This window comes from Limnobaculum xujianqingii, from assembly GCF_013394855.1.
GTDB lineage: Bacteria > Pseudomonadota > Gammaproteobacteria > Enterobacterales > Enterobacteriaceae > Limnobaculum > Limnobaculum xujianqingii.
Window position 1 is genome coordinate 1,547,157 of sequence record NZ_JABMLK010000002.1, and the last position, 20,233, is coordinate 1,567,389.

Annotated in this window: 19 protein-coding genes; 6 read left to right on the top strand and 13 right to left on the bottom strand. The window is 45.6% G+C overall.

Translation table 11 applies throughout. From position 1 onward, the window contains the following. Positions 1–122: 122 nt before the first annotated feature. The 4 genes from GOL65_RS21125 to GOL65_RS21140 all read left to right on the top strand — a co-directional run bounded on the left by GOL65_RS21125 (position 123) and on the right by GOL65_RS21140 (position 2,757). A complete protein-coding gene (locus tag GOL65_RS21125; RefSeq protein ID WP_140920197.1) occupies positions 123–623 on the top strand; it encodes a DUF1993 domain-containing protein in 501 nt (166 codons plus the stop codon). Positions 624–934: 311 nt separating this feature from the next. Next, positions 935–1,810 (top strand): DUF817 domain-containing protein, encoded by an 876-nt coding sequence (locus GOL65_RS21130; RefSeq protein ID WP_218652063.1) that lies wholly within the window; start codon positions 935–937, stop codon positions 1,808–1,810. Positions 1,811–1,963: 153 nt separating this feature from the next. After that, on the top strand, positions 1,964–2,482 hold the full coding sequence (locus tag GOL65_RS21135; RefSeq protein ID WP_140920196.1) for a ribonuclease domain-containing protein: 519 nt from the start codon (positions 1,964–1,966) through the stop codon (positions 2,480–2,482). Continuing rightward, entirely contained in the window at positions 2,482–2,757 is a 276-nt protein-coding gene (locus GOL65_RS21140; RefSeq protein ID WP_140920195.1) for a barstar family protein, read from the top strand. Before GOL65_RS21135 ends, GOL65_RS21140 begins: the two co-directional genes overlap by 1 nt. Position 2,758: 1 nt before the next feature. On the opposite strand, the gene GOL65_RS21145 is transcribed toward GOL65_RS21140, so the two are convergent. The 6 genes from GOL65_RS21145 to yjgA form a co-directional block, all read right to left on the bottom strand. Next, positions 2,759–4,237, bottom strand: coding sequence for a sigma-54-dependent Fis family transcriptional regulator (locus GOL65_RS21145; protein WP_140920194.1), 1,479 nt, complete (start codon positions 4,235–4,237; stop codon positions 2,759–2,761). 502 nt (positions 4,238–4,739) lie between these two features. Further along, positions 4,740–6,380, bottom strand: coding sequence for a thiosulfate reductase cytochrome B subunit (gene phsC, locus GOL65_RS21150; protein ID WP_140920193.1), 1,641 nt, complete (start codon positions 6,378–6,380; stop codon positions 4,740–4,742). A 10-nt stretch (positions 6,381–6,390) separates the two neighbouring features. Beyond that, the gene (locus GOL65_RS21155) at positions 6,391–6,822 is read right to left on the bottom strand and encodes a cytochrome c3 family protein (RefSeq protein ID WP_140920192.1); all 432 of its coding nucleotides are present in this window, start codon (positions 6,820–6,822) and stop codon (positions 6,391–6,393) included. A 16-nt stretch (positions 6,823–6,838) separates the two neighbouring features. Then, entirely contained in the window at positions 6,839–8,461 is a 1,623-nt protein-coding gene (locus GOL65_RS21160) for a flavocytochrome c (protein ID WP_140920191.1), read from the bottom strand. 19 nt (positions 8,462–8,480) lie between these two features. Then, complete coding sequence (locus tag GOL65_RS21165) at positions 8,481–10,157, bottom strand: HAL/PAL/TAL family ammonia-lyase (RefSeq protein ID WP_228723174.1); 1,677 nt, start codon at positions 10,155–10,157, stop codon at positions 8,481–8,483. 247 nt (positions 10,158–10,404) lie between these two features. Beyond that, positions 10,405–10,962, bottom strand: a complete 558-nt coding sequence (gene yjgA, locus GOL65_RS21170; protein ID WP_140920190.1) for a ribosome biogenesis factor YjgA — start codon at positions 10,960–10,962, stop codon at positions 10,405–10,407. Positions 10,963–11,179: 217 nt separating this feature from the next. Between yjgA and pmbA the strand changes: the two genes are divergently transcribed. Continuing rightward, positions 11,180–12,520 (top strand): metalloprotease PmbA, encoded by a 1,341-nt coding sequence (pmbA, locus tag GOL65_RS21175; RefSeq protein WP_140920153.1) that lies wholly within the window; start codon positions 11,180–11,182, stop codon positions 12,518–12,520. A gap of 681 nt (positions 12,521–13,201) precedes the next feature. Next, a complete protein-coding gene (locus GOL65_RS21180) occupies positions 13,202–14,383 on the top strand; it encodes an alpha/beta hydrolase (RefSeq protein WP_228723204.1) in 1,182 nt (393 codons plus the stop codon). A 229-nt stretch (positions 14,384–14,612) separates the two neighbouring features. Here GOL65_RS21180 and rnk read toward each other — a convergent pair whose 3' ends face one another. The 7 genes from rnk to lptC all read right to left on the bottom strand — a co-directional run bounded on the left by rnk (position 14,613) and on the right by lptC (position 20,232). After that, positions 14,613–15,008: a nucleoside diphosphate kinase regulator gene (gene rnk, locus GOL65_RS21185; protein WP_140920151.1), complete on the bottom strand. Its 396-nt coding sequence runs from the start codon at positions 15,006–15,008 to the stop codon at positions 14,613–14,615. A gap of 326 nt (positions 15,009–15,334) precedes the next feature. Continuing rightward, positions 15,335–16,207 carry an RNase adapter RapZ gene (rapZ, locus tag GOL65_RS21190; RefSeq protein WP_140920150.1) on the bottom strand — a complete coding sequence of 291 codons (873 nt, stop codon included), beginning with the start codon at positions 16,205–16,207 and terminating at the stop codon, positions 15,335–15,337. Between the two features lie 132 nt (positions 16,208–16,339). Further along, positions 16,340–16,852 (bottom strand): PTS IIA-like nitrogen regulatory protein PtsN, encoded by a 513-nt coding sequence (ptsN, locus tag GOL65_RS21195; protein ID WP_130592743.1) that lies wholly within the window; start codon positions 16,850–16,852, stop codon positions 16,340–16,342. A 17-nt stretch (positions 16,853–16,869) separates the two neighbouring features. After that, the gene (gene rpoN / locus GOL65_RS21200) at positions 16,870–18,300 is read right to left on the bottom strand and encodes an RNA polymerase factor sigma-54 (protein WP_140920149.1); all 1,431 of its coding nucleotides are present in this window, start codon (positions 18,298–18,300) and stop codon (positions 16,870–16,872) included. 71 nt (positions 18,301–18,371) lie between these two features. After that, entirely contained in the window at positions 18,372–19,097 is a 726-nt protein-coding gene (gene lptB / locus GOL65_RS21205) for an LPS export ABC transporter ATP-binding protein (protein WP_130592741.1), read from the bottom strand. Positions 19,098–19,139: 42 nt separating this feature from the next. Next, positions 19,140–19,661, bottom strand: a complete 522-nt coding sequence (gene lptA, locus GOL65_RS21210; protein WP_140920148.1) for a lipopolysaccharide ABC transporter substrate-binding protein LptA — start codon at positions 19,659–19,661, stop codon at positions 19,140–19,142. Beyond that, positions 19,639–20,232 (bottom strand): LPS export ABC transporter periplasmic protein LptC, encoded by a 594-nt coding sequence (lptC, locus tag GOL65_RS21215; protein ID WP_140920267.1) that lies wholly within the window; start codon positions 20,230–20,232, stop codon positions 19,639–19,641. Before lptC ends, lptA begins: the two co-directional genes overlap by 23 nt. Position 20,233 lies beyond the last annotated feature (1 nt).

Here is a 20,233-nt window from a genome sequence, read left to right on the forward strand (position 1 = left end):
CTCCTCAAAAATAAGTCGGGTAACGATTTGTTAGTTACCCGATGTTAACTTATGCCGCTAATCAGGGATGTCTGCCTCCTGAATTCGACAGCTTTCATGTCATCTTTCTACGGAGTATTAAAATGAGTATTTCCTACTATCAGTTAGCTACGCAAAGTACCATTCGTGTGCTGAATAATCTTGATCATCTGATTGATATGGCAATAGTGTTCTGTGCCGAGCGCAAAATTGATGAGTCTGTGTTGTTCAACGACCGTTTAGCGCCGGATATGTTTCCTCTGTCGCGTCAGGTTCAGTTGGTAAGCGATATGACCAAAGGTTGCGCCGCTCGTTTAGCGGGTATCGAACCACCAAGCTATGCCGATACCGAAACGTCATTTGAGCAGTTGAAAGAACGCATCAGAAAAACGGTCGACTTCATTGCCACGCTAAAAGAGAGCAATTTTACTGATTGTGAGAAGCGTGATATCAAACTGCCATGGTATGAAGATGCACTTCCGGCTGAAGTCTTCTTATTGCAGCATGCTTTGCCGAATATCTACTTCCATATCGCTACGGCATATAACATTTTACGCCACAATGGTGTGCCGGTAGGTAAACGAGATTATCTCGGCAAGATCTGATGCTTTATTTTTGGCCTTAAAATAGTCAATTGTCGGGAGGGGCTCCCGTGGGGGTCGACTTGGCGTAAGCCAACGAAGCGCCCGTAGGGAGACCAGGCCCGACATGCACTGAAGCCAAGTACAGGCGGTTTTCCGGTCGAGCACAAAGCTTGTATAAGCGTTTTAGATTCTACGACCGGAATATTCATTGGTGCCGATTTATCTGGTTTTTCAGCAGTCTGATTTATTTCCTCACTTCACATTCCCTTCACTCGCTTCACACACAGCCAGATTATATTGCTCACTATTCTAACCTCAGTGAGATTTCGGCCATGTCAGCAATAGATACTTACTCTTTATCACCGGTAATTGGCTATGCGCGCCCTTGGTATATACAGGGATGGATGCGTACGTTACCTTTGCCGCTGCTGGAGTTTTGGAGCTTTGGCGTAAAAGAGTCAATAAGCTGTATTTTCGCCGTTTCATTTTTTATCACACTGGCATTATCTAAATTTCTTCCGCTGGGCGGATTACCGCGCTATGACTTTGTACTGATTGTTGCGCTGATGGTTCAGTTTGCGTTGGTATACAGTGGACTGGAAACCAAAAAGGAGCTGATTGCCATCTCATTGTTCCACCTGCTGGGACTGGTATTGGAGATATTTAAAACGGCTCCGGGAATTGGTTCATGGAGCTATCCGGAATTTGCTTATAGCAAAGTATTTGGTGTACCCCTGTATAGTGGTTTTATGTATGCAGCAGTAGGTAGCTATATATTGCAGGCATGGCGCCAGTTAGCGGTGCGTCTGACAGGATATCCATCTCATCTGGTGGTGATAATTCTGGCTGCCGCCATCTATCTCAATTTCTTTACCCACCATTTTATTGGTGACTATCGCTGGCCACTTACCTTGATTCTGATTGCGGTATTTTGGCATACCAAAGTACATTTTAAACCGATGGCACGTGAGTTCTGGATACCATTACCGTTGGCTTTCTTGTTGATTGGGTTCTTTATTTGGATTGCGGAGAATATTGTTACGCTGCTTGGCGGCTGGCAATATCCTAATCAGACAACCTCCTGGCAGATAGTCCATTTAGGCAAAATTAGCTCATGGGGATTACTGGTGGTAATTAGTTTTGTTATTGTGGCGGAGTTAAAATTCCTCAATAAATGTAAAGAAAGCGAAAATAAGCTGACTAATTAATCGCGATCGAATATTTTTATCTCATGTATTTTTTGGATACACACTGTGACATCTTATTCTGTGAGAGTGTGAAATAATGCATGTTGGTAAAAAGGCTAATATAAGCTAAATATTAATATAGAGTGAGTTATCGTAATTCGTAACTGAGAGAGCATGAAGAGAAATACCATAGGGATACTGATATTTTGTGCATTACTGATTATTGTTGGCGTTGCTTTCAATAAATTTAATAGTACAAAGCACTCTTCAATAGAGCCTCGCTCAGCGGAGAACTCATCACAACCAATTGATCGTAATAAAGGTAAGCCATCACCTGCGGATATATCGACTCAGGAAATTGATAAGCTTACCCGGCAAGACGTTGTAGCGTCATATGTTCGTCAGAATAAGCGTTTGCCGGATTATTACATCACTAAGAGTAAGGCCCGTTCGCAAGGCTGGGATGCTCGCGATGGTAATCTTTGTTCTGTTCTACCGGGTAAGGCTATCGGTGGTGACCGCTTCTCTAATCGGGAAGGAGGGCTGCCTGAAGCATCCGGACGAGTCTGGTACGAGGCGGATCTTAATTACCGCTGCGGACATCGGGGAGCAGACAGATTACTGTATTCAAATGATGGTCTGATATATGTCTCACGCGACCATTATAAACGATTCATGGAGGTAAAAAGCTGATGAGAAGCGTTGTTTTCGATTTTGCTGATATTCGTTCAATGCCGGACTTTTATTTACAGTTCGCAGATATATTCTTGTTACCAGACTGGTTTGGTAATAATTTAGATGCATTATGGGATGCATTAACCGTAGGTATTCGTTTACCGGTTCAAATCGTGTTTACCCATTTTGATCGTCAGTCGATGGATTTTGTTTCGCTGTATAATCTGTTTGAAGAAGCGGAGCAAGAGCTTGATGGTTTATTAAGCTTTAATAGTCTGGAAGATAAAGCCTGATTCAGTTTCTGTTTTGGGCGTCCTGACTAAAAATATCCTTAGTAATACCTAATTTTTTCATTTTGCTATACAACGTATTACTGTTTATTTTAAGTATTTCTGCTGCGCCGCCTTCACCGGATATTTTTCCGTTGGTTTGCTTTAGTGTTTCAATAATATGCCTTTTTACGATTTCGTTAAGAGGTAAAATAGGCTGTCTGATATCCGGATAGTTTTTGTCATATTCTCCGGGTTTGATATCCAATATATTGGTTGCGGAAGAGATAATTGCTTTTTCCAAACGGGCAATCAATTCCGAAATATTCCCTGGCCAGTCATAGTTTAATAGTAATTGTTGAAAGCGAGTGGAGAGCAGTGGTAACTTGTGCTGACGGCTTTTCCCCAGCTTTAATAAGTAGTGTGTTACCAGTTCAGGAATATCTTCGCGGCGTTGTCTCAATGGAAGCAAAGTAACGCTCAGGCAGAACAGATTATAATAGCGAATACACCTTAATAAATTACCGGGATCGGTATGTACCGGTTTCAGTTGAGTTTGAGTAATTAAAATACGCGTACTATTACTCTTCTCTTTATAAATCTGGATGTTTTTAATTAGCTGACTGCATATTACTTCTGGCAGACATTCTATATTTTCTATCAGTAACGTTCCTCCGTCAGCATATTCAAACAGGGTGTTATCTTTCAGCATGGCTTCAGTTAGCGTTATCACCTTAGTGTTTTGATCGGGTGTGGTAATAAATAGCGTCAGGGTTTCTGAATATAATGCTGCTAACAGTGACTGAGGACTTGCTGATTGTTGGTGCAGGTGGTGCGCCAGCATCGATTTACCGCTGCCTTTCTCACCATAAATCATTATGGCTTGCTGGCTTTTAGCGATAGATGGAAGCCGGCTAAACAGCGCTGCCATCGGGCTATTTTGAGCAGAGATAAATCCGTCAGGCAATTTTCCCCGATTGCCTGATGAGGGCAGGTGGGCATACTGTGTGTGTGGATTTTGTTCATTGATCAATTTCAACTGTGATAGTGCACGTGATGCTAACAGAGAAAACGATCCGCGCAGTGATTCCACCAGTTCAGCGTGTTCAGGTTGAAACGCATTACTCTTATAGCTAAAAAAGACCACGGCACCCAATCGAATATCATCCACCTTCAGGCGCATTACGATGGCTGACTTCACTTTACGAAAGTGATGCTTAATCACGTAGTCAGTCAGCGGATCGTCAGCCAGTCGATTAAGAATAGTGGTGGTGAAGTTATCGCTAACAATAAATCGCGACAGAACATGAATCGGGATGGAGAGTACATTCAGCTTTATTCGACTGCGGTTGCGGGTAGCGAGGGCTAAAAACTGAATGCTTTGGATATCATCACGGTAGTAATTAAGAAAAATGCCATCAATAGGAAACGTCTCCGGCGCAGCCTGAATACAGGCGGAGATCGCTTTCTCGAGTTGAAGAGTACTGCACAAGGCTTCATGCATGGTGGCCGTTCCTTAATAAGCTATCGCGATAATTTCGACTGAAATTTAGTCGCCTGTAGATAATGTAGGCCCATATAACCCATGCTTCTCTGATTTAACTCAAAGAGAAGAGCAAATGTTTCCAAATGTTTCAAGTGATTGTGAATGGCAGGTAACTCAATTATTACAATGAGTTAAATAAGGGTAGTTTTGAGTTGATTATTAAATAATTGAATTCGGACTGCTGACAATCCTAATAAATCTACATCAATGGATATTCCGTCCGTAAATATAATGCACTTAAATTTACGCCGAGTGCGGACGGTAAACCATCTGTACTTAACTACAGAGTGCGTTGGGCCTGGCCGGGTTAGGGGCGCTTCGTTGGCTTACGCCAAGTCGACCCCAACACCCGTCCCTCCCAACGATTGACTATCTTAAAGTGCAAAACCGAACTATCAGGCTTTATCGTTAATCCTCATTCCCCGAGATTAACTGGGGGAATTGATATGATGACTTTCTGCTAGTCGTTACCATTCTTATCCTTATGCCGGTGATAACCATCCAACATCCCTTTCAGCAAGGCGGTCAGGCTGTCGCCTGTAGTACACAGATAGAGATGAACCAACAGGAACAATAACGACACAGCGGCCAGCAGATAGTGGGTATAGGCCACTAACTGTTTGCCCGGAAGGCCAAATATTAATTCAGGGGTGTTTTCCGGATACAGCATCAACAGACCCGTGGCGATAAGTAATGGCACTATCAGGTACATTACGCCAACATAGCCTAATTGTTGCAGAGGATTAAATTTACTCTGCGCTGAAGGGTGCTCCGGATGGACTTCTCCACGGAATATGCCAAACAGATAATAGCGAGTCTGGCGCAGCAGACGCCCCAACAGACCGTTAAGTTTCACTACATAGTGATGACCATTACCCAGCAGGTTCACCCCAATAAACAGCAGCCAGACGGCACACAGCGTAAGGCCAATGATATTGTGCAGATCGGCCCAGGTTGCCAGTTCACCTTGACTAAAGTGCATTGCAACACCTGATATCAATAGCAGAATAAAGCAGAGTGCATTCAGCCAGTGCCATATCCGAACCGGTAAGGTATACAGATAGGTTTTATGCCATTGACCACCAGATTGTGTTTTGCTGATGACCAGACGTAATAAACCGTGTAGCGCAAGAATAAGCAGCAGGGCAGTCGCCAGCCACATAATAGCGCGGTCCAGTCGTACATCACCGTTGGCACCAATCAGGTAGCTGTTTTTAAACAATGAGCCGTTAACCCATTGAACCTCTTGCTGTGCCGGAATTCCACCCAACGAGTTTAGTTTATTCTGCAGAGATTTATCATCAAACAGCCCCTGATTCAGCAGGCTACCAGCGATGTTTTGCTCTGTTGGTGCAAAATGGCGACGTTGAACCAGAATAGATTCATCACTGTGGCATTGATTACAACTAACACTCTCTTTTGCCGGCACAATATTGTGCAATGTCAGATCGTTGCTGCCGGCGTGGCAGTCAATGCAGCGTAATGAGCCCAGATGCAAAGCGGCATTCGGAATAGACGCGTGAGTCAAATCCTGCTCTGTTACTTTTTTGCCGCCAGAAAGCGCCTGATATTCTACCGCTCGGGTGTGGCAGTCAGTACACAAAGCATTAGAGGAGGCAACCTGTTGCACGGTAGGTTTGGTTATCACACTGCATTGCATGGTATGTGCATCATGGCAGGATTCACAACTGAACTTATTCTTTCCATCCTTATCAATTTTGCTGATGTGAACACTGTTTTTCCATGCATTGGTGATTTTGTGCTGTACCAGCCCGTGACAACTTTCACAGCTGTTAGTGGCTACAGTGGTTTGCGTATGAGGAAGCGCCTCAAATCCGGCGTTGCCTTGCTCGCTCTGATGACAGGCAACACAAGGTACCGTGGCGTGAACGCTCTCCTGATAGGCTTCTTCTGCAATAAACAGTTTTGCCCCTGCATTATCAGAAGTTACCGCATGGATATCACTGTCACTATGACAACTCAGACACTGGCTATTGTTGACTTCAGCTGCCAGAGCTCCATGGCTCAGAGTGAGCAACCACAGCAGGCTCAGTGAACGGAGCAGGTGCCCCAGCCATTTCCCCATTGATATTGTTTTCATAACATCCTCATCAGGGTTTCATATTCGGGTATTTGAATAAATGGCAGCTGTTGCAATAGACCTGTGATGGCTTGTGTTCGCTATGGCAGGTGCTACAGGGAACATCTTTACCGTAGTGAATCGAGTTATGCGGATTAGGTTCCGGATGACCCTCTTTTGACTTCGGTTCCGTCATGGCGGCAATTTGATCGAGGCTGCCGTGGCAGGTCAGGCAATTACTGTCGTTAGCGGGTGTGGTTGGTGTTTTGGCTCCGTGACAAAGCTGGCAACTGGCATCACGACCTGTTGCCGCCAGCGGCTGATGATAGGGCTTAATCGTGATGTCACTTAGCTTCTGCTGAAATGCTTTGGCATCATCAGCCGTTGGTTTATCGTTTTGCGCCCAGACCGAAAGGCTAAACAGCGCAACGAAGATGACGGCGATACGTTGATAGATAGACATAAATTTCTCCCGTCCCTCAGGCGTTGTCTGAATCTGAAGTGCTAAACAATGGATTGGCGGTTTGAGTGGCAACATGAGCACCGGCAATACGGCCCAGTACTAATCCATCAGCAACAGCGCAACTGCCTAACCGACTGGCTCCATGAGGACCACCAGTCACTTCGCCTGCGGCGTAGAGCCCTTGAATAGGATTACCCGTAAGTGAATTTAATACCTGGGCATTTGGGTTAATCTGTACTCCACCCATGGTGTAATGCACTTTGGGCCAGACGCGGACGGCAAAATAGGGGCCTTCGGCCAGTGAAATTGCCCGGCTAACATCTTTTCCTAAGCGATCGCCACTACCGTTAGCGACGGCGGTATTGTACTCATCCACCTCTTTTTGCAGATTCTCATAAGGGAGAGCGAAGTGGTCCGCCAGCTGTTTCAGGGTGTCAAACTGCCAGGCAACCTGATATTTCAATGCAGCAGGCAAACTTTGGGCATTTTTTGCCCCTTCCTTATTGGTGAAGCAGATGGGATAGACGGGTTTTCCTTGCTCATCGCGCTGAACAAGGATGGCATCTTCACGAGCTTTACGGTCAGCCAGCTCGTTGGTAAAACGTTTACCGGTACGCGCATCTACCATAATTCCCATGGGATAACCGGCAATGGTATTGAACTGAGAAACGTTACCGAAGCCTTTCTCATCCGGAGACGACCAGGGGCCCAACTGAATCAGATCGAGCTGTACCGGCGTTGCACCAATTTTTAGCATTGCCAGAATGCCTTCTGCGGTTGCTCCCTGATGGTTGGTGGTGTCTAAGTCGCTAACCAGTTGAGGGTCCTGAATCATACGAAAACGCAGATCGTTGCTGAAGCCTCCGCTGCACATGATTACTCCATAGCGAGCACCATAGTTTTTTACTAACCCGGAGTTCTCATCGGGGAAGTAGTAGTTCTCTTTTACTTCAAGGCCAACCACAGTTTGCTGATTATCCTGAATAAAGGACTCAAACTTACAGCGGGACTTAAAGATAACCCCCAGCTTTTGTGCCGACTGACGCATTGGCATAATAATTCCGGCACCGGAGCTTTCAACGGTTTGCAAAGTGCGGGGAACAGAATGTCCCCCAAAGTGTTGAACAAAGGGTTTATAGCGCACACCGTGCTTGAGGGTGAACTCATAGGCTTCCTGAGTGCCGTTAACCAGTACGTGCAAAATATCCCGATGGTTCAATCCACGGCCAGCTTTCAGCATGTCCTGATACATCAGTTCTGGTGAGTCCTGAATACCGGCCTCTTTTTGCTGTGGGGAACCGGCGACGGCAAAAGCGCCGCCGTTGATGGTTGAGTTACCGCCAAATACCGCCATTTTCTCTATAACCAAAACGCTCAGGCCGTGGCTTTTTGCTTCCAGCGCGGCAGCAAGTCCGGCAAAGCCGCTGCCAACCACAATCACATCATAGATTTGATGAAAACGCGTTCTGCCACCGGTGACCGTCTCTGGCACATTGATCGTTACCGGTGCTGCCTGAGTGGGTGCCATAGTCAGAGACATAACGCCTCCCGTTGCCAGCAAAGCTCCTTTCGTCAGAAAGCTGCGCCGGGTTGGGTTATTAATGCTGTCTGGCGGTAACGTTTTTTTGCTGTTACTCATAATAATTCCCTTTCAACCTCTATTTCTGGCTGTGATAACTGGCAACAATATCGGCACCGTTTTTAATGTCATCGCTGTAAATACGGTCCTGATCGACAAAAGGAACCACTTTGCGATAAGCCTGATACAGCGCTTCGGTTTGTTTACCCATGGCGATTTTCGGCATGATCTCTTTACGTAAATCGATAGCCTGAGTGGAGTGCAGTAGCTCCAGACCGTAAATCACATTCATGTTGTCGACAATGCGCTGTAAGCGCTGAGAGGCGTAAAGATTATTGGTAAAGGTATCTTCAATGGTGCCAGCCATTACTTGACCGTCGAGAGAAACCGGATTGGCTAAATCAACAATCTGGGAGTGCAACGCCACCTGCGGTTTTTGGATAGCACCAAATGCATGGCCAGGATTATCTTTCGCCGTCAGGAAACGACTTAGACCGGTGAAATGATCATCGGATAAGTGCAGCGTGCGCTGTACGCTGTTATGGGAAAGATGGCCTAATGACAGCGAGAGTTTCTGCACTGCTAAAGCCAGCGGTAATGGCTCAAAGTTGGCGCTGGGGTAGATGGCGCCTTTAACGTCTTTGCCTTGTACATAGTATTGCTTAACCTGACTGTTGTCGGCGTACTCTTGTGTAGCATCCAGAATCACGGCAGGGTTATCGTCGGAGCTGTTCATTTGAACCGAGAGCATCTGTTGGGCATTAACCAAATCGCGTTTTGCTTCATTTAAGGCAAACACCGTAGTGCGGAAAGAAAGTGGATCTTGCAGAGGGCGCGCCTCGTTCTTTTCCCACAGGTAGGAACCGGTCAGAACATCACGGATTGATTTGGCGCTGTCATCCAATCCGGAGAATGGACGAACTTTAATATTTTGTGGCAGCACCGGAGAGACATTACCGTTCAGACCTTCCAGACTCAGGCCAAATACCACCGGCGTAATATCAACAATCTGCTGTGCATCCATAATCGCTTTTGCCGAGTAAGCAGTGGATATAGCGTTGGTAGACAGAATAGAAAGAGCATCTTTACCAATAGGGTCTAACGGCGTGATACCGGCATTTTTCAGCGCCTCTCCGGCAGGAATAACTTTGTTGTTTACCGTAACTCGCCACTCTCCCATCATGGCATCTCCAATATGGGAGGCCAGAGTGATATCTGCTTCGCCGACCGAGCCTTGAGAAGGGACGACAGGCGTGATTCCCTGATTGAGGAATTTCTCATACAGTTCAGCCACGTAAGGCTGAGCTCCGGTCGCGCCAGTGAGCATGGTGTTTAAACGAATGACCATGGCCAGACGTACCATATCCACTGGCATATCCGGACCTACACCAGCACCGTGGGCGCGTAGCGCATTACGGTTAAAGGCTTTAGAGGCCTCTACCACTTCCGGGCTTAAACGACCGTGGGCATCAAACAGCGATTTATCTTTGTTCAGGCCAACGCCTACGGTTAAACCGTAAACCGGGACACCCTGCTCAGCCGCCAGCATCAGTAGCTGATTAGATTTTTTTACTCGCTCCATCGCGACAGGATCGATTTTTACACTTTTACCCTGCGCCGCTACGCTCCAGGCATCGGCCAGGGTCAGATTATGCCCGCTAAGCACCAGAGATTCCTGTGCCATTAAACTTCCACTAAACAAACCGCCAGCGACCAGAACACCGGTAACAAGGGTAAACATTGCGTTATTTTTCATTTTTTGATTCCCCATAATAAAGTTATGGGTATTCTAATTATTTATGGGTAGGTGGACTTAGAGGCTACGGGCACATCCAGAGCGGCGATTTTTGATATTTCGTCACTGGGATTGGGAAATGCGGTGTTAAGAAGATAGTCAGTAGTGAGTGGTTATTGAGAAGGCTTAAGATAGAAGTGAGAATCGAAACAAGACGTTGCCAGCAATCCTGAAGCACAGGAAAGCTGACAAATCAGATTGCGTATTGTTATTCCTGAGGGGCTTCAGCCAACTCTTTCAAATACTGGAATATTAAACGCGAGTTTTTCGGTGGTTTATTGCCTGCGCGCTCTTTTTGTGCGGCACGTACCAGTGAACGCAATTGCTGGCGGTCACCGTGAGGATAAAGCTCCAATACATCAGAGATGGCATCATCACCATGATCGATCAGACGGTCGCGCAGATTTTCCAGTTTATGGAACAGAGATACCTGCTGGTTATGGCGATTTTTCAGCTTATCTAATGCGGTTTGAATGGGTTCCACATCACGTGAACGCAGCATTTTACCAATCAGTTGGATTTGACGGCGATAGCCTTCCTTTTTAATCCGTTGTGCCAGATTAATGGCGGCACGCAGATCTTCATCCAACGGAATGCGTTCCAGCGCGTTTTTACCCAGCTTAACTAACTCGGTGCCAAGATCTTTGAGCGCTTCAGCATCCCGTTTAATTTCACTTTTGCTGACCCAAATGATTTCATCGTCTTCCTGCTCTTCGCCGGGAAGCTCGTCATCAAGCCATTCGTCGTCATTATCGAATTTATTCATATTGTTACTTAACCTAAATCAGGATGCTTAAAATGGGTAATCCATTAATCTCTTTCTGTTTTTCCATTATTATAGGATAAACAGCGTCCGAATAGGCTAGTGCCGGGGACGAAATCTGGAGATTAATCTTAACAGGTTGTTGGCTTTCTGCGAAATCGGACGCATATCCTGTTAAACTTCATTCAATTCTTTTCTGATGATGGCAGAGTCCTGAACAATGAAAATAGTCACTCAAGTTGCAGAACAACGTAAAATGTTAGAGCAGGCGGTTGCCCAGGCTCTGGAGCTTGCTAAAGTAGCTTCAGATGCTGCGGAAGTTGCCATTACTAAATCTACTGGTATTGGCGTATCTACCCGGTTTGGTGAAGTGGAAAACGTGGAGTTTAACAGTGATGGTGCGTTAGGCATTACGGTTTATCACCAACAGCGTAAGGGCAATGCCTCTTCTACGGATTTAAGTCCGGACGCTATCGCCCGCACCGTTCAGGCCGCGTTAGACATTGCTCGTTATACTTCGCCGGACCCTTATTCCGGACTGGGTGAACGTGAACTGATGGCTTTCGAATCGCCAGATTTAGATCTGTTCCACCCAACGGAACTGGATGCTGAACGCTTTATTCAACAGGCGGCACTGGCAGAGCGCAGCGCTATGTCAGCAGACAGCCGTATTACCAACAGTGAAGGCGGCAGCTTTAACAGCCATTACGGTATCAAAGTTTACGGTAATAGTTACGGTATGCTGCAAAGCTACTGCTCCAGCCGCCATTCAATGTCGTGCTGTGTGATTGCTGAACATAATGGCGATATGGAGCGTGATTACGCCTATACCATTGGTCGCGATATTGCCGATCTGAAAAGTGCTGAGTGGGTAGGGCAGGAGACTGCACGCCGTACGCTGGCGCGTTTGAATCCACGTAAACTGGCAACTATGCAGGCACCGGTTATGTTTGCGGCTGAAGTGGCCACCGGACTGTTTGGTCATCTGGTTTCTGCCATCAGCGGTGGAAATATCTATCGCAAATCCTCTTTCTTACTGGATCACTTAGGTCAACAGATTCTGCCGGACTGGCTGACCATTGGTGAGTATCCACATCTACTTAAAGGTATGGCTTCAACGCCGTTTGACAGCGAAGGTATTCGTACTCAAACCCGTGACATCGTTAAAGCCGGGGTATTAGAAACCTATCTTCTGACCAGCTATTCAGCGCGTAAGTTAAATATGACCAATACGGGTCACGCTGGCGGTATCCACAACTGGCGTATCAAAGGTCGGGGAAATAATTTTGACGCTATGTTAAAACAGCTGGATCGTGGTTTGTTAGTGACCGAGCTGATGGGACAGGGTGTTAGCACCGTAACCGGGGATTATTCTCGTGGTGCCGCTGGTTTCTGGGTTGAAAATGGAGAAATCCAGTATCCGGTGAGTGAAATTACCATTGCCGGTAATCTGAAAGATATGTTCCGTAATATGGTGACTATCGGTGACGACATCGAAACCCGCAGCAATATTCAATGCGGTTCAGTTCTGCTGGAACAGATGAAAATTGCTGGTGAATAAGCAACAAGCTCCGGATAACGGAAAGTAAACGATATTAAGCTGATTATGACTGCCTGAACAGGTTTCATGCTGTTGTGATCGGCTTTTTAATTACACAATCCTTTAGATAGTAACTTGTCAGCAATTAAGTAAGACTATAGCAATACCACGCTTGCTCAGCCTGTTTATTGTTTTCCCTTCTGTAATAAATTCCACTTTTAGCCTAAGGTCAATAAGCAAGAAGTGTTTTACTTTTGATAACAATGATCATATTTATTTGAACAGGCTGAAATCATCGAAAGCTAAGTTTGGCTCATTATAAATTTATTGACGATATACTTTTGTTCATTGTCTATTAGCTACTTCATTAACCAAACATCACTGGTGCGTAAGCATTCCACGCTATCTGAGTAACATATGAAAAAATTATTCATTATTAGCCTGTTATTTCTGGGGGCGCATTCACCCGTGTTTGCTCATCAATCTATATTATCCGACAGAGTTGGCTGGCAATCATGTCAATTACCTGGTTTTAAACATTGGTTCAGTGAGCAACCATTAGAAAAACTGTAGTGTGGTTATATTGAAGCTCCTTTATCCTATGAAAAAAATCAGTCTGCAAATAGAGCGATAAAGGTTAAACGGGTAAAACTTGCGGTAACCAGACTTCCCGCCACCGACAAACGAAAGGGTAGTATTGTGATGATATCTGGTGGTCCGGGTATGTCCGGTATTAATCCATATATAACCGAAGATAGTGTAACTAAGGTATTATTAAGTTCGTTTGATATCATAGGATATGACCCAAGAGGTGTTGGAAACTCGATACCAAAGATATCCTGTCAACAAGCTGAGACAGCTGATAATAGCAGTATTTCAACAGAAGCGTCGCTAAAGGCTTGGGTAAGTTCTTGTATAAAGCATACAAGTGCTAATGTACTAAAACATATTGGTTCTGATGAAGCTACTGACGATTTGGAAAGCATCCGTCAGGCATTGGGAGAAGAGAAGTTAACCGCAGTAGCTTACTCCTATGGAACGCAAGTGGCCGCTATGTATGCCGAACGTTATCCAAAGAAAACGAGGGCAATTGTCCTTGATGGGGTGGTTGATATATCCGAAGATGATATAACAACGCAAATTAATCAGGGCCGTGGTTTTCAACTCTCATTGGAACGTTTTGCTCATTATTGTGCTGAAAAATCGTCATGTCCTTTAGATCCCATTCTGGGGGATGTGTCTGATCTATACCACAAATTACTCAATCGAATTGATAGTGAAACGATTTTTGATGCTGAAGGTAAAAGAGTTACCTCTGATGAAATAACCCGCGTAGTAACTGAAAAGCTATTATGGTCAACTTACTGGGATGAACTGGTGGTGATATTGAAACAGGTATCAACGGGAAATGTCGATAAAACAACGACAGAATTGCTTTCTGGAAATTTGTTTTCCGCCTCAAGTGACGCACAAATAGCCATTACTTGTGCTGATCATGCCCGATTAATCAAAAATCCAGAATGGTTAAAACGTGGCAGAATTCAGGCCATCACGGCACTCGCGTATGGAAACGCTAAGCTGGAAGCGTCTGATAATTTAGCTGAGCAGTGCGACTACTGGCCATTCAGGGGTAAGATTCAGGCCCATATTCCCAAAATCGATGCCGAATTACCTCAATTATTATTTGTTGCACAAAGGTTTGACCCAACGACACCTCATAGCAATGCCACCAAGATGTCAGGCTATTTTCGTAGTCCCCTTTTAACCAAAGAGGGCGATGGGCACACGTTAGCTCTGGCAGGGGAAGAACAATGCATTAATCGAGAGGTGGTGGATTATCTACTTTTCCCTGAAAAGATTCGTCGGGATAAGCATTGCTATTAAATATTTTCTATTATTGGCGTGACGTTAGCCTATACCCTCTATTTTGAATTACCTGCCGTTTCAGCAACGCTAATCTTCATTTTTTTCTTGCTGAGTGCTTTTGTGGTGAAACGCTTGCTGCATTTACTGGCGTTGAAGAAGACGAGGTTTTAGGTCTGCTTTGGGGTAAAGTGCAGCGCTAATTTGCTGCACTTATTACTCTCTAACTTCAGAGTCTGATCGGTAATACTTAGCTGGCTTTCGGCTGAGATATTATCTCCAGCACTTTAATCTGTGTGACAGTACCGTTTGGTAAATGCCAGCTAATATCATTACCTGCACGCATGCCTAACAGCGCTGCGCCAATAGGTGCCATAACGGACAATTGTTCTGCGCTGTCTTTCAGATCGTGAGGAAATACCAGAGTGCGAGTCCGTTCTTCCTGAGTGCTGAGATCGATAAACCGAACCCGGCTGTCCATAGTGACAACATCCGCGGGAACTTCACCTGGCGCAACAATTTCTGCCCGATCGATTTCTGCATTAAGTGCCTGAGCCACCGGTGATGAAGCGAATTCAGGGTGTTCAAGCAGCATGTCGATACGCTCTGCATCCAGTTCATTTATGATTATGGCGGGTTTAAGCATACATCACTCCGATAATATCTTTGATTAGACTAGTCCTATCTAATTTTAGGGTTCATTGTTTGTCGGCCTGAACTTCAGACCAGCAGTAAAATAATATACTAAGCAAAACAAAACCCCCGCAGGTTGAATGCGGGGGCTAAGAGCGCTGTTTCCTGAATATTAATAAAACCACGTTAAATTAAAGAGATCGGGATCACGCTCTACATATTCTGGTTTTATATCGTCTTTGGCTTACCTGACATTTTGACTATCAGCGCAATTCGATAAGATGCTGAGTTAATCATATCAGTAAAGCAGACCAAAGGCTAATTAACGATTTTTATCGCTTAGTTACTGTTTTTTCCGTCATTTTTACGTTTTTCTAACGTACGATGACGTGATTGAACGTTTTTCCCACGGGAACGGAAATAATCGGCCAGTTGTTCAGCGACATAAACGGAACGGTGTTTTCCACCCGTACAACCAATCGCTACTGTCAGATAGCTACGGTTATTGGTTTCCAGCATAGGTAACCACTGTTCAAGGTAGCTACGCGTCTGATAAATAAAGTTATGCACTTCAGTATGGCGATCCAAAAAGGAAGCCACTGGCTTATCTAAACCGGTCATTGGGCGCAGTTTCGGGTCCCAATGTGGGTTCGGCAGAAAACGAACGTCAAAAACGTAGTCCGCATCGATTGGAATACCGTGCTTAAAGCCAAATGATTCAAACACCATAGTCAGTTCGCGTTCGCGCTTACCGAGCAGTCGGGTTCTCAGCATTTCTGCCAGTTCGTGAACAGACATCTCGGCAGTATCGATAATCAGATCGGCCCGTGAACGCAATGGTTCAAGCAGGGTATCCTCTTCATCGATAGCGCTCTCTAGCGATAAATTTTTATTCGACAGTGGGTGCAGACGGCGAGTATCGCTATAACGTCTGATTAGCGTGTTACGGTCGGCATCAAGGAACAGCAACTGAGGAGAGAAATCACCCGGCAGATTATTCAGAACTTCTTCCAGAATTTCTGGGGTTTCAGGTAAATTTCGCACATCAATACTAACCGCGGCGGACGTTTTTCTTTCCGCCAGCGTTTCGGCTAACTGGGGCAATAAGACTACCGGTAAATTATCGACGCAGTAGAAACCCATATCTTCCAGAGCGCGCAGCGCTACGGACTTACCTGAGCCTGAGCGGCCGCTGACAATCATCAGCACCATGTTGCTATTCCTCTTAATCATCACGATATGATATCAATATCGCCGGTATCTGGACCTTACACAACACTTCATGTGTTGCTTTGGGTTAAACATCAACCCTAACAGAATAAACGTTAACACGAACAATCGTTTTTAAACAGATTGATTTTCAGTTGGTTCATTCTCTTTATCAGACGATTCCTGAGTAAACAGCTGATAAAGCTCTTCATCGGTTTGTGCCATTCGCAACTGGCGGCACAAGGTCTTATCTGCCAGACGTTGGGCTATGGCTGATAACGTAGCCAGATAAGCCTGACATTCGTCTGCCGGAACGAGCAGGGCAAATAATATATCAACCGGTTGGTTATCGACCGCGTCAAAACTGACAGGACTATCCAGGGTGATAAATACACCTACGGCACGAGTGGTATCTTCTTCCAGTTTACCGTGCGGAAGAGCGATGCCTGCGCCAATGCCAGTGCTACCCATGCGTTCACGGCTGAGGATAGCCTCAAACACTACGCTGGTAGGTATATTCAATTGGCTGGCGGCCATTTCGCTAACAATTTCTAACGCCCGTTTTTTACTGGAGCAGTGAACGGCACTGCGTGTGCTGTCTAATTTCAGAATAGAGCGTAATTGCATGGCGGATAACGTGTTCATCATTTGTAGGAACCATTGAGTCAGATCAGTTGTTTACGCTGATTTGACGGGGGAATAGATAACGACTCCCTGTATTTTGCTACCGTCCTTCTGGCAACAATAATCCCTTGATCGGTTAGCATACTGGCGATTTTACTGTCGCTCAGCGGCTTACCTGGATTTTCAGCCGAAATCAATTTTTTAACCAGTGCACGAATTGCAGTAGAAGAGGCTTCGCCACCACTATCGGTATTTACGTGACTGGAAAAGAAGTATTTTAACTCAAATATCCCTCTGGGGCTATGTAAGTACTTTTGGGTGGTTACGCGTGAGATGGTTGACTCATGCATATCAACCGCTTGGGCGATATCGGCCAAAACCATTGGCTTCATGTATTCTGCGCCCAGCTCAAAAAACTCTTCCTGCCGCTCTACAATACATTCCGTTACTCTAAGTAGCGTGTCGTTACGACTTTCAAGGCTTTTGATTAGCCAACGGGCGTCTTGTAAATTGGTACGGATATATTGATTATCGCTGGCATTATGGGTATTTGCCATTGAGGCGTAGTGCTGGTTAATCTGCAAGCGTGGGATACTTTCCGTATTGAGCTCAGCCACCCATTTGCCCTGAACTTTGCGTACCAGTACATCAGGAATAACGTATTCAGACTCGCTGGCATGAATTGACTGACCGGGACGAGGATCAAGGCTTTGAATCAATTGCATGGCCCCTTTCAGTGCCTCTTCACTAATTCGAGTCAGTTTTAGTAATGAGCGGAAATCATGGCTGCCTAACAGTGCCAGATGATGATCGGCAATCTGACGAGCATCACTGAGATAAGGGGTATCAGAAGATAGCTGGGAAAGTTGTACCAGTAAGCATTCTCGCAGATCGCGGGCAGCAACGCCCACCGGGTCGAAACGCTGAATACGCTTCAGTACCGCTTCGATTTCATCGAGTTCAACTTCGTCCTGTCCCAGACTATCGGCGATATCTTCCAGTGAAACTGTCAGATAGCCGGTATTGTCCACCGCATCAATAATGGCGGTAGCAATGGCTTTATCCAGATCGGAGAACGGGGTTAGATCCATCTGCCACATCAGATGATCTTGCAGGGTCAGAGTGGTTTCGCCCTGAAATACCGGAAGTTCGTCATCGCCATAGTCGTTATGGGTGCCGGACGGCGTACCTGCGGTATAAATTTCGTCCCATGAGGCATCGAGAGGGAGGTCTTCAGGAATATCAGACTGCTGTAGTGCTTCGCTGGTATCGAGCTGTTCGTGCTCGGTCTCTTCGCGTGAGTCTATTTCGTCATGATTATCTGCCTGCTCAAGCAGTGGGTTGCTTTCCAGCGCGATTTGAATCTCTTGTTGCAGTTCAAGTGTCGACAGCTGCAACAGGCGAATTGCCTGCTGTAACTGAGGTGTCATGGTTAATTGTTGACTTAACTTGAGCTGTAAACCTTGCTTCATAATGACATATTACACTTATTATCGCATTCCGGAATGGCTAAGCGAATGTTCCCATAGGGTAGCAATAATAGCTACAATCGGAATTCATTGCCTAAATAGACCCGCTTCACATGTTCATCTTCCAGAATAGATGATGGTGTTCCATGAGCAATTAAATGACCCTGGCTAACGATGTAAGCGCGTTCACAAACGTCCAGCGTTTCACGTACGTTATGGTCGGTAATTAATACACCAAGCCCGCTATCGCGCAGATGCTCAATGATTTTTTTAATATCGATAACCGAAATTGGGTCAACGCCGGCAAAAGGTTCATCCAGCAAAATAAATTTAGGATTAGCAGCCAGCGCTCTGGCAATCTCTACCCGACGGCGTTCACCACCGGAGAGGGATTGACCAAGGTTTTTACGCAGGTGCTCAATATGGAATTCTTCCAGCAGCTCGTTGGCACGGTCTTCCCGCTGTTCATTGGTTAAATCATTGCGGATTTGTAGCACTGCCATCAGATTATCGTAAACGCTCAGACGACGGAAAATAGAGGCTTCCTGTGGCAGATAGCCGATACCGCGACGGGCGCGCGCATGCAGTGGTAACAGACTGATATCTTCACCATCGATAAGAATTGAACCCGCATCACGCTGGACGATACCCACAACCATGTAAAACGTGGTGGTTTTACCTGCGCCGTTTGGCCCAAGCAAACCGACAATTTCACCGGAGTTGACGGTCAGGCTGACATCTTCTACCACTCGGCGACCTTTGTAGGCCTTGGCCAGATTCTCTGCTGTTAACGTTGCCATTCGCTATTGTTTACTCTTTTCTTTAACTGCGGTTAAAAGTGTTTATTTTTTCTGTATCTGAGATGGTACCAGAATGGTGTTTACGCGTTTACCTTTGTTGCTGAACGCTTCCATCTTCTGCTCTTTCACTTTGTAAGTGATACGATCACCCTGAACATTGCTGTCCAGTTGTTCCAGATAGGCATTGCCAGTCAGGTCAACAAAGTCAGTAGCCAATTCATAGCGGAGTTTTAAACCCCGGCCTTTTACCGGTTTACCGCTGTCTTGCATTTGGTAGAAGGTCACCGGATTACCGAATGCCTCTACTACTTCTTTCCCTTCATTACCTTCAGGGCGAGTCACGATGACTTTATCCGCACGAATATCAATGGTTCCCTGTTTCACAATAACATCACCGGTAAAGGTGACGACATTACCATTCATGTCTAATGATTGCTGAGCGGAACTAATGTTAATCGGTTGATTTGTGTCATCTTTTAATGCAAACGCAGAGGCGCTGGTAACCAGAAGTATGCCGGCTACCACGCTGTTAACCACGCTTTTACGATGATGGCTGAGTTTCATTGCCGGCTTTTGGTTGAACTTCATAATAGGTTTTTACCTTTTCAATCAGCTTAGCTGTTCTACTGCGCAGATTACCACGCATCTTCATTCCTTCGGAGGTAAAATTAGCCCCGTACAGAGTAACATGATCGTCAGAGCTGATATCCTGTGTCACCAGATTAACATCAGCACTGTTAGTCTTGATTCTTTCCAGCTGTGACGTAGTCGTCAGGCTGTTGACCTCAACATTATCATACAGATAAAGCATACGGTCTTTGGTTAATTTAGCGCGATCGGAACGCACCGACCAGGTTGCCACCTGTTCCTTGTCATACATAATCATGACCGGTTTAGTGAACCAGGTATCTTCCGGGGAGGCGTAATACTTTACGTCTTCCGCCGTTAATTTGTAATTTAACTGACCTTCCGGATTGTACACTATCGTCACCATTTGTTGGCTCTGATAGGTGGGTTCTTTATCATCCGGTGGCACGATGGTTTTATTGTCATCAAAATCAGCCAGATTCCAGCCAATAAGACCTAAAGCGATTAGCATTAGTACAATCGTCAGGCTTAGCTTTGTCTTGCTCATA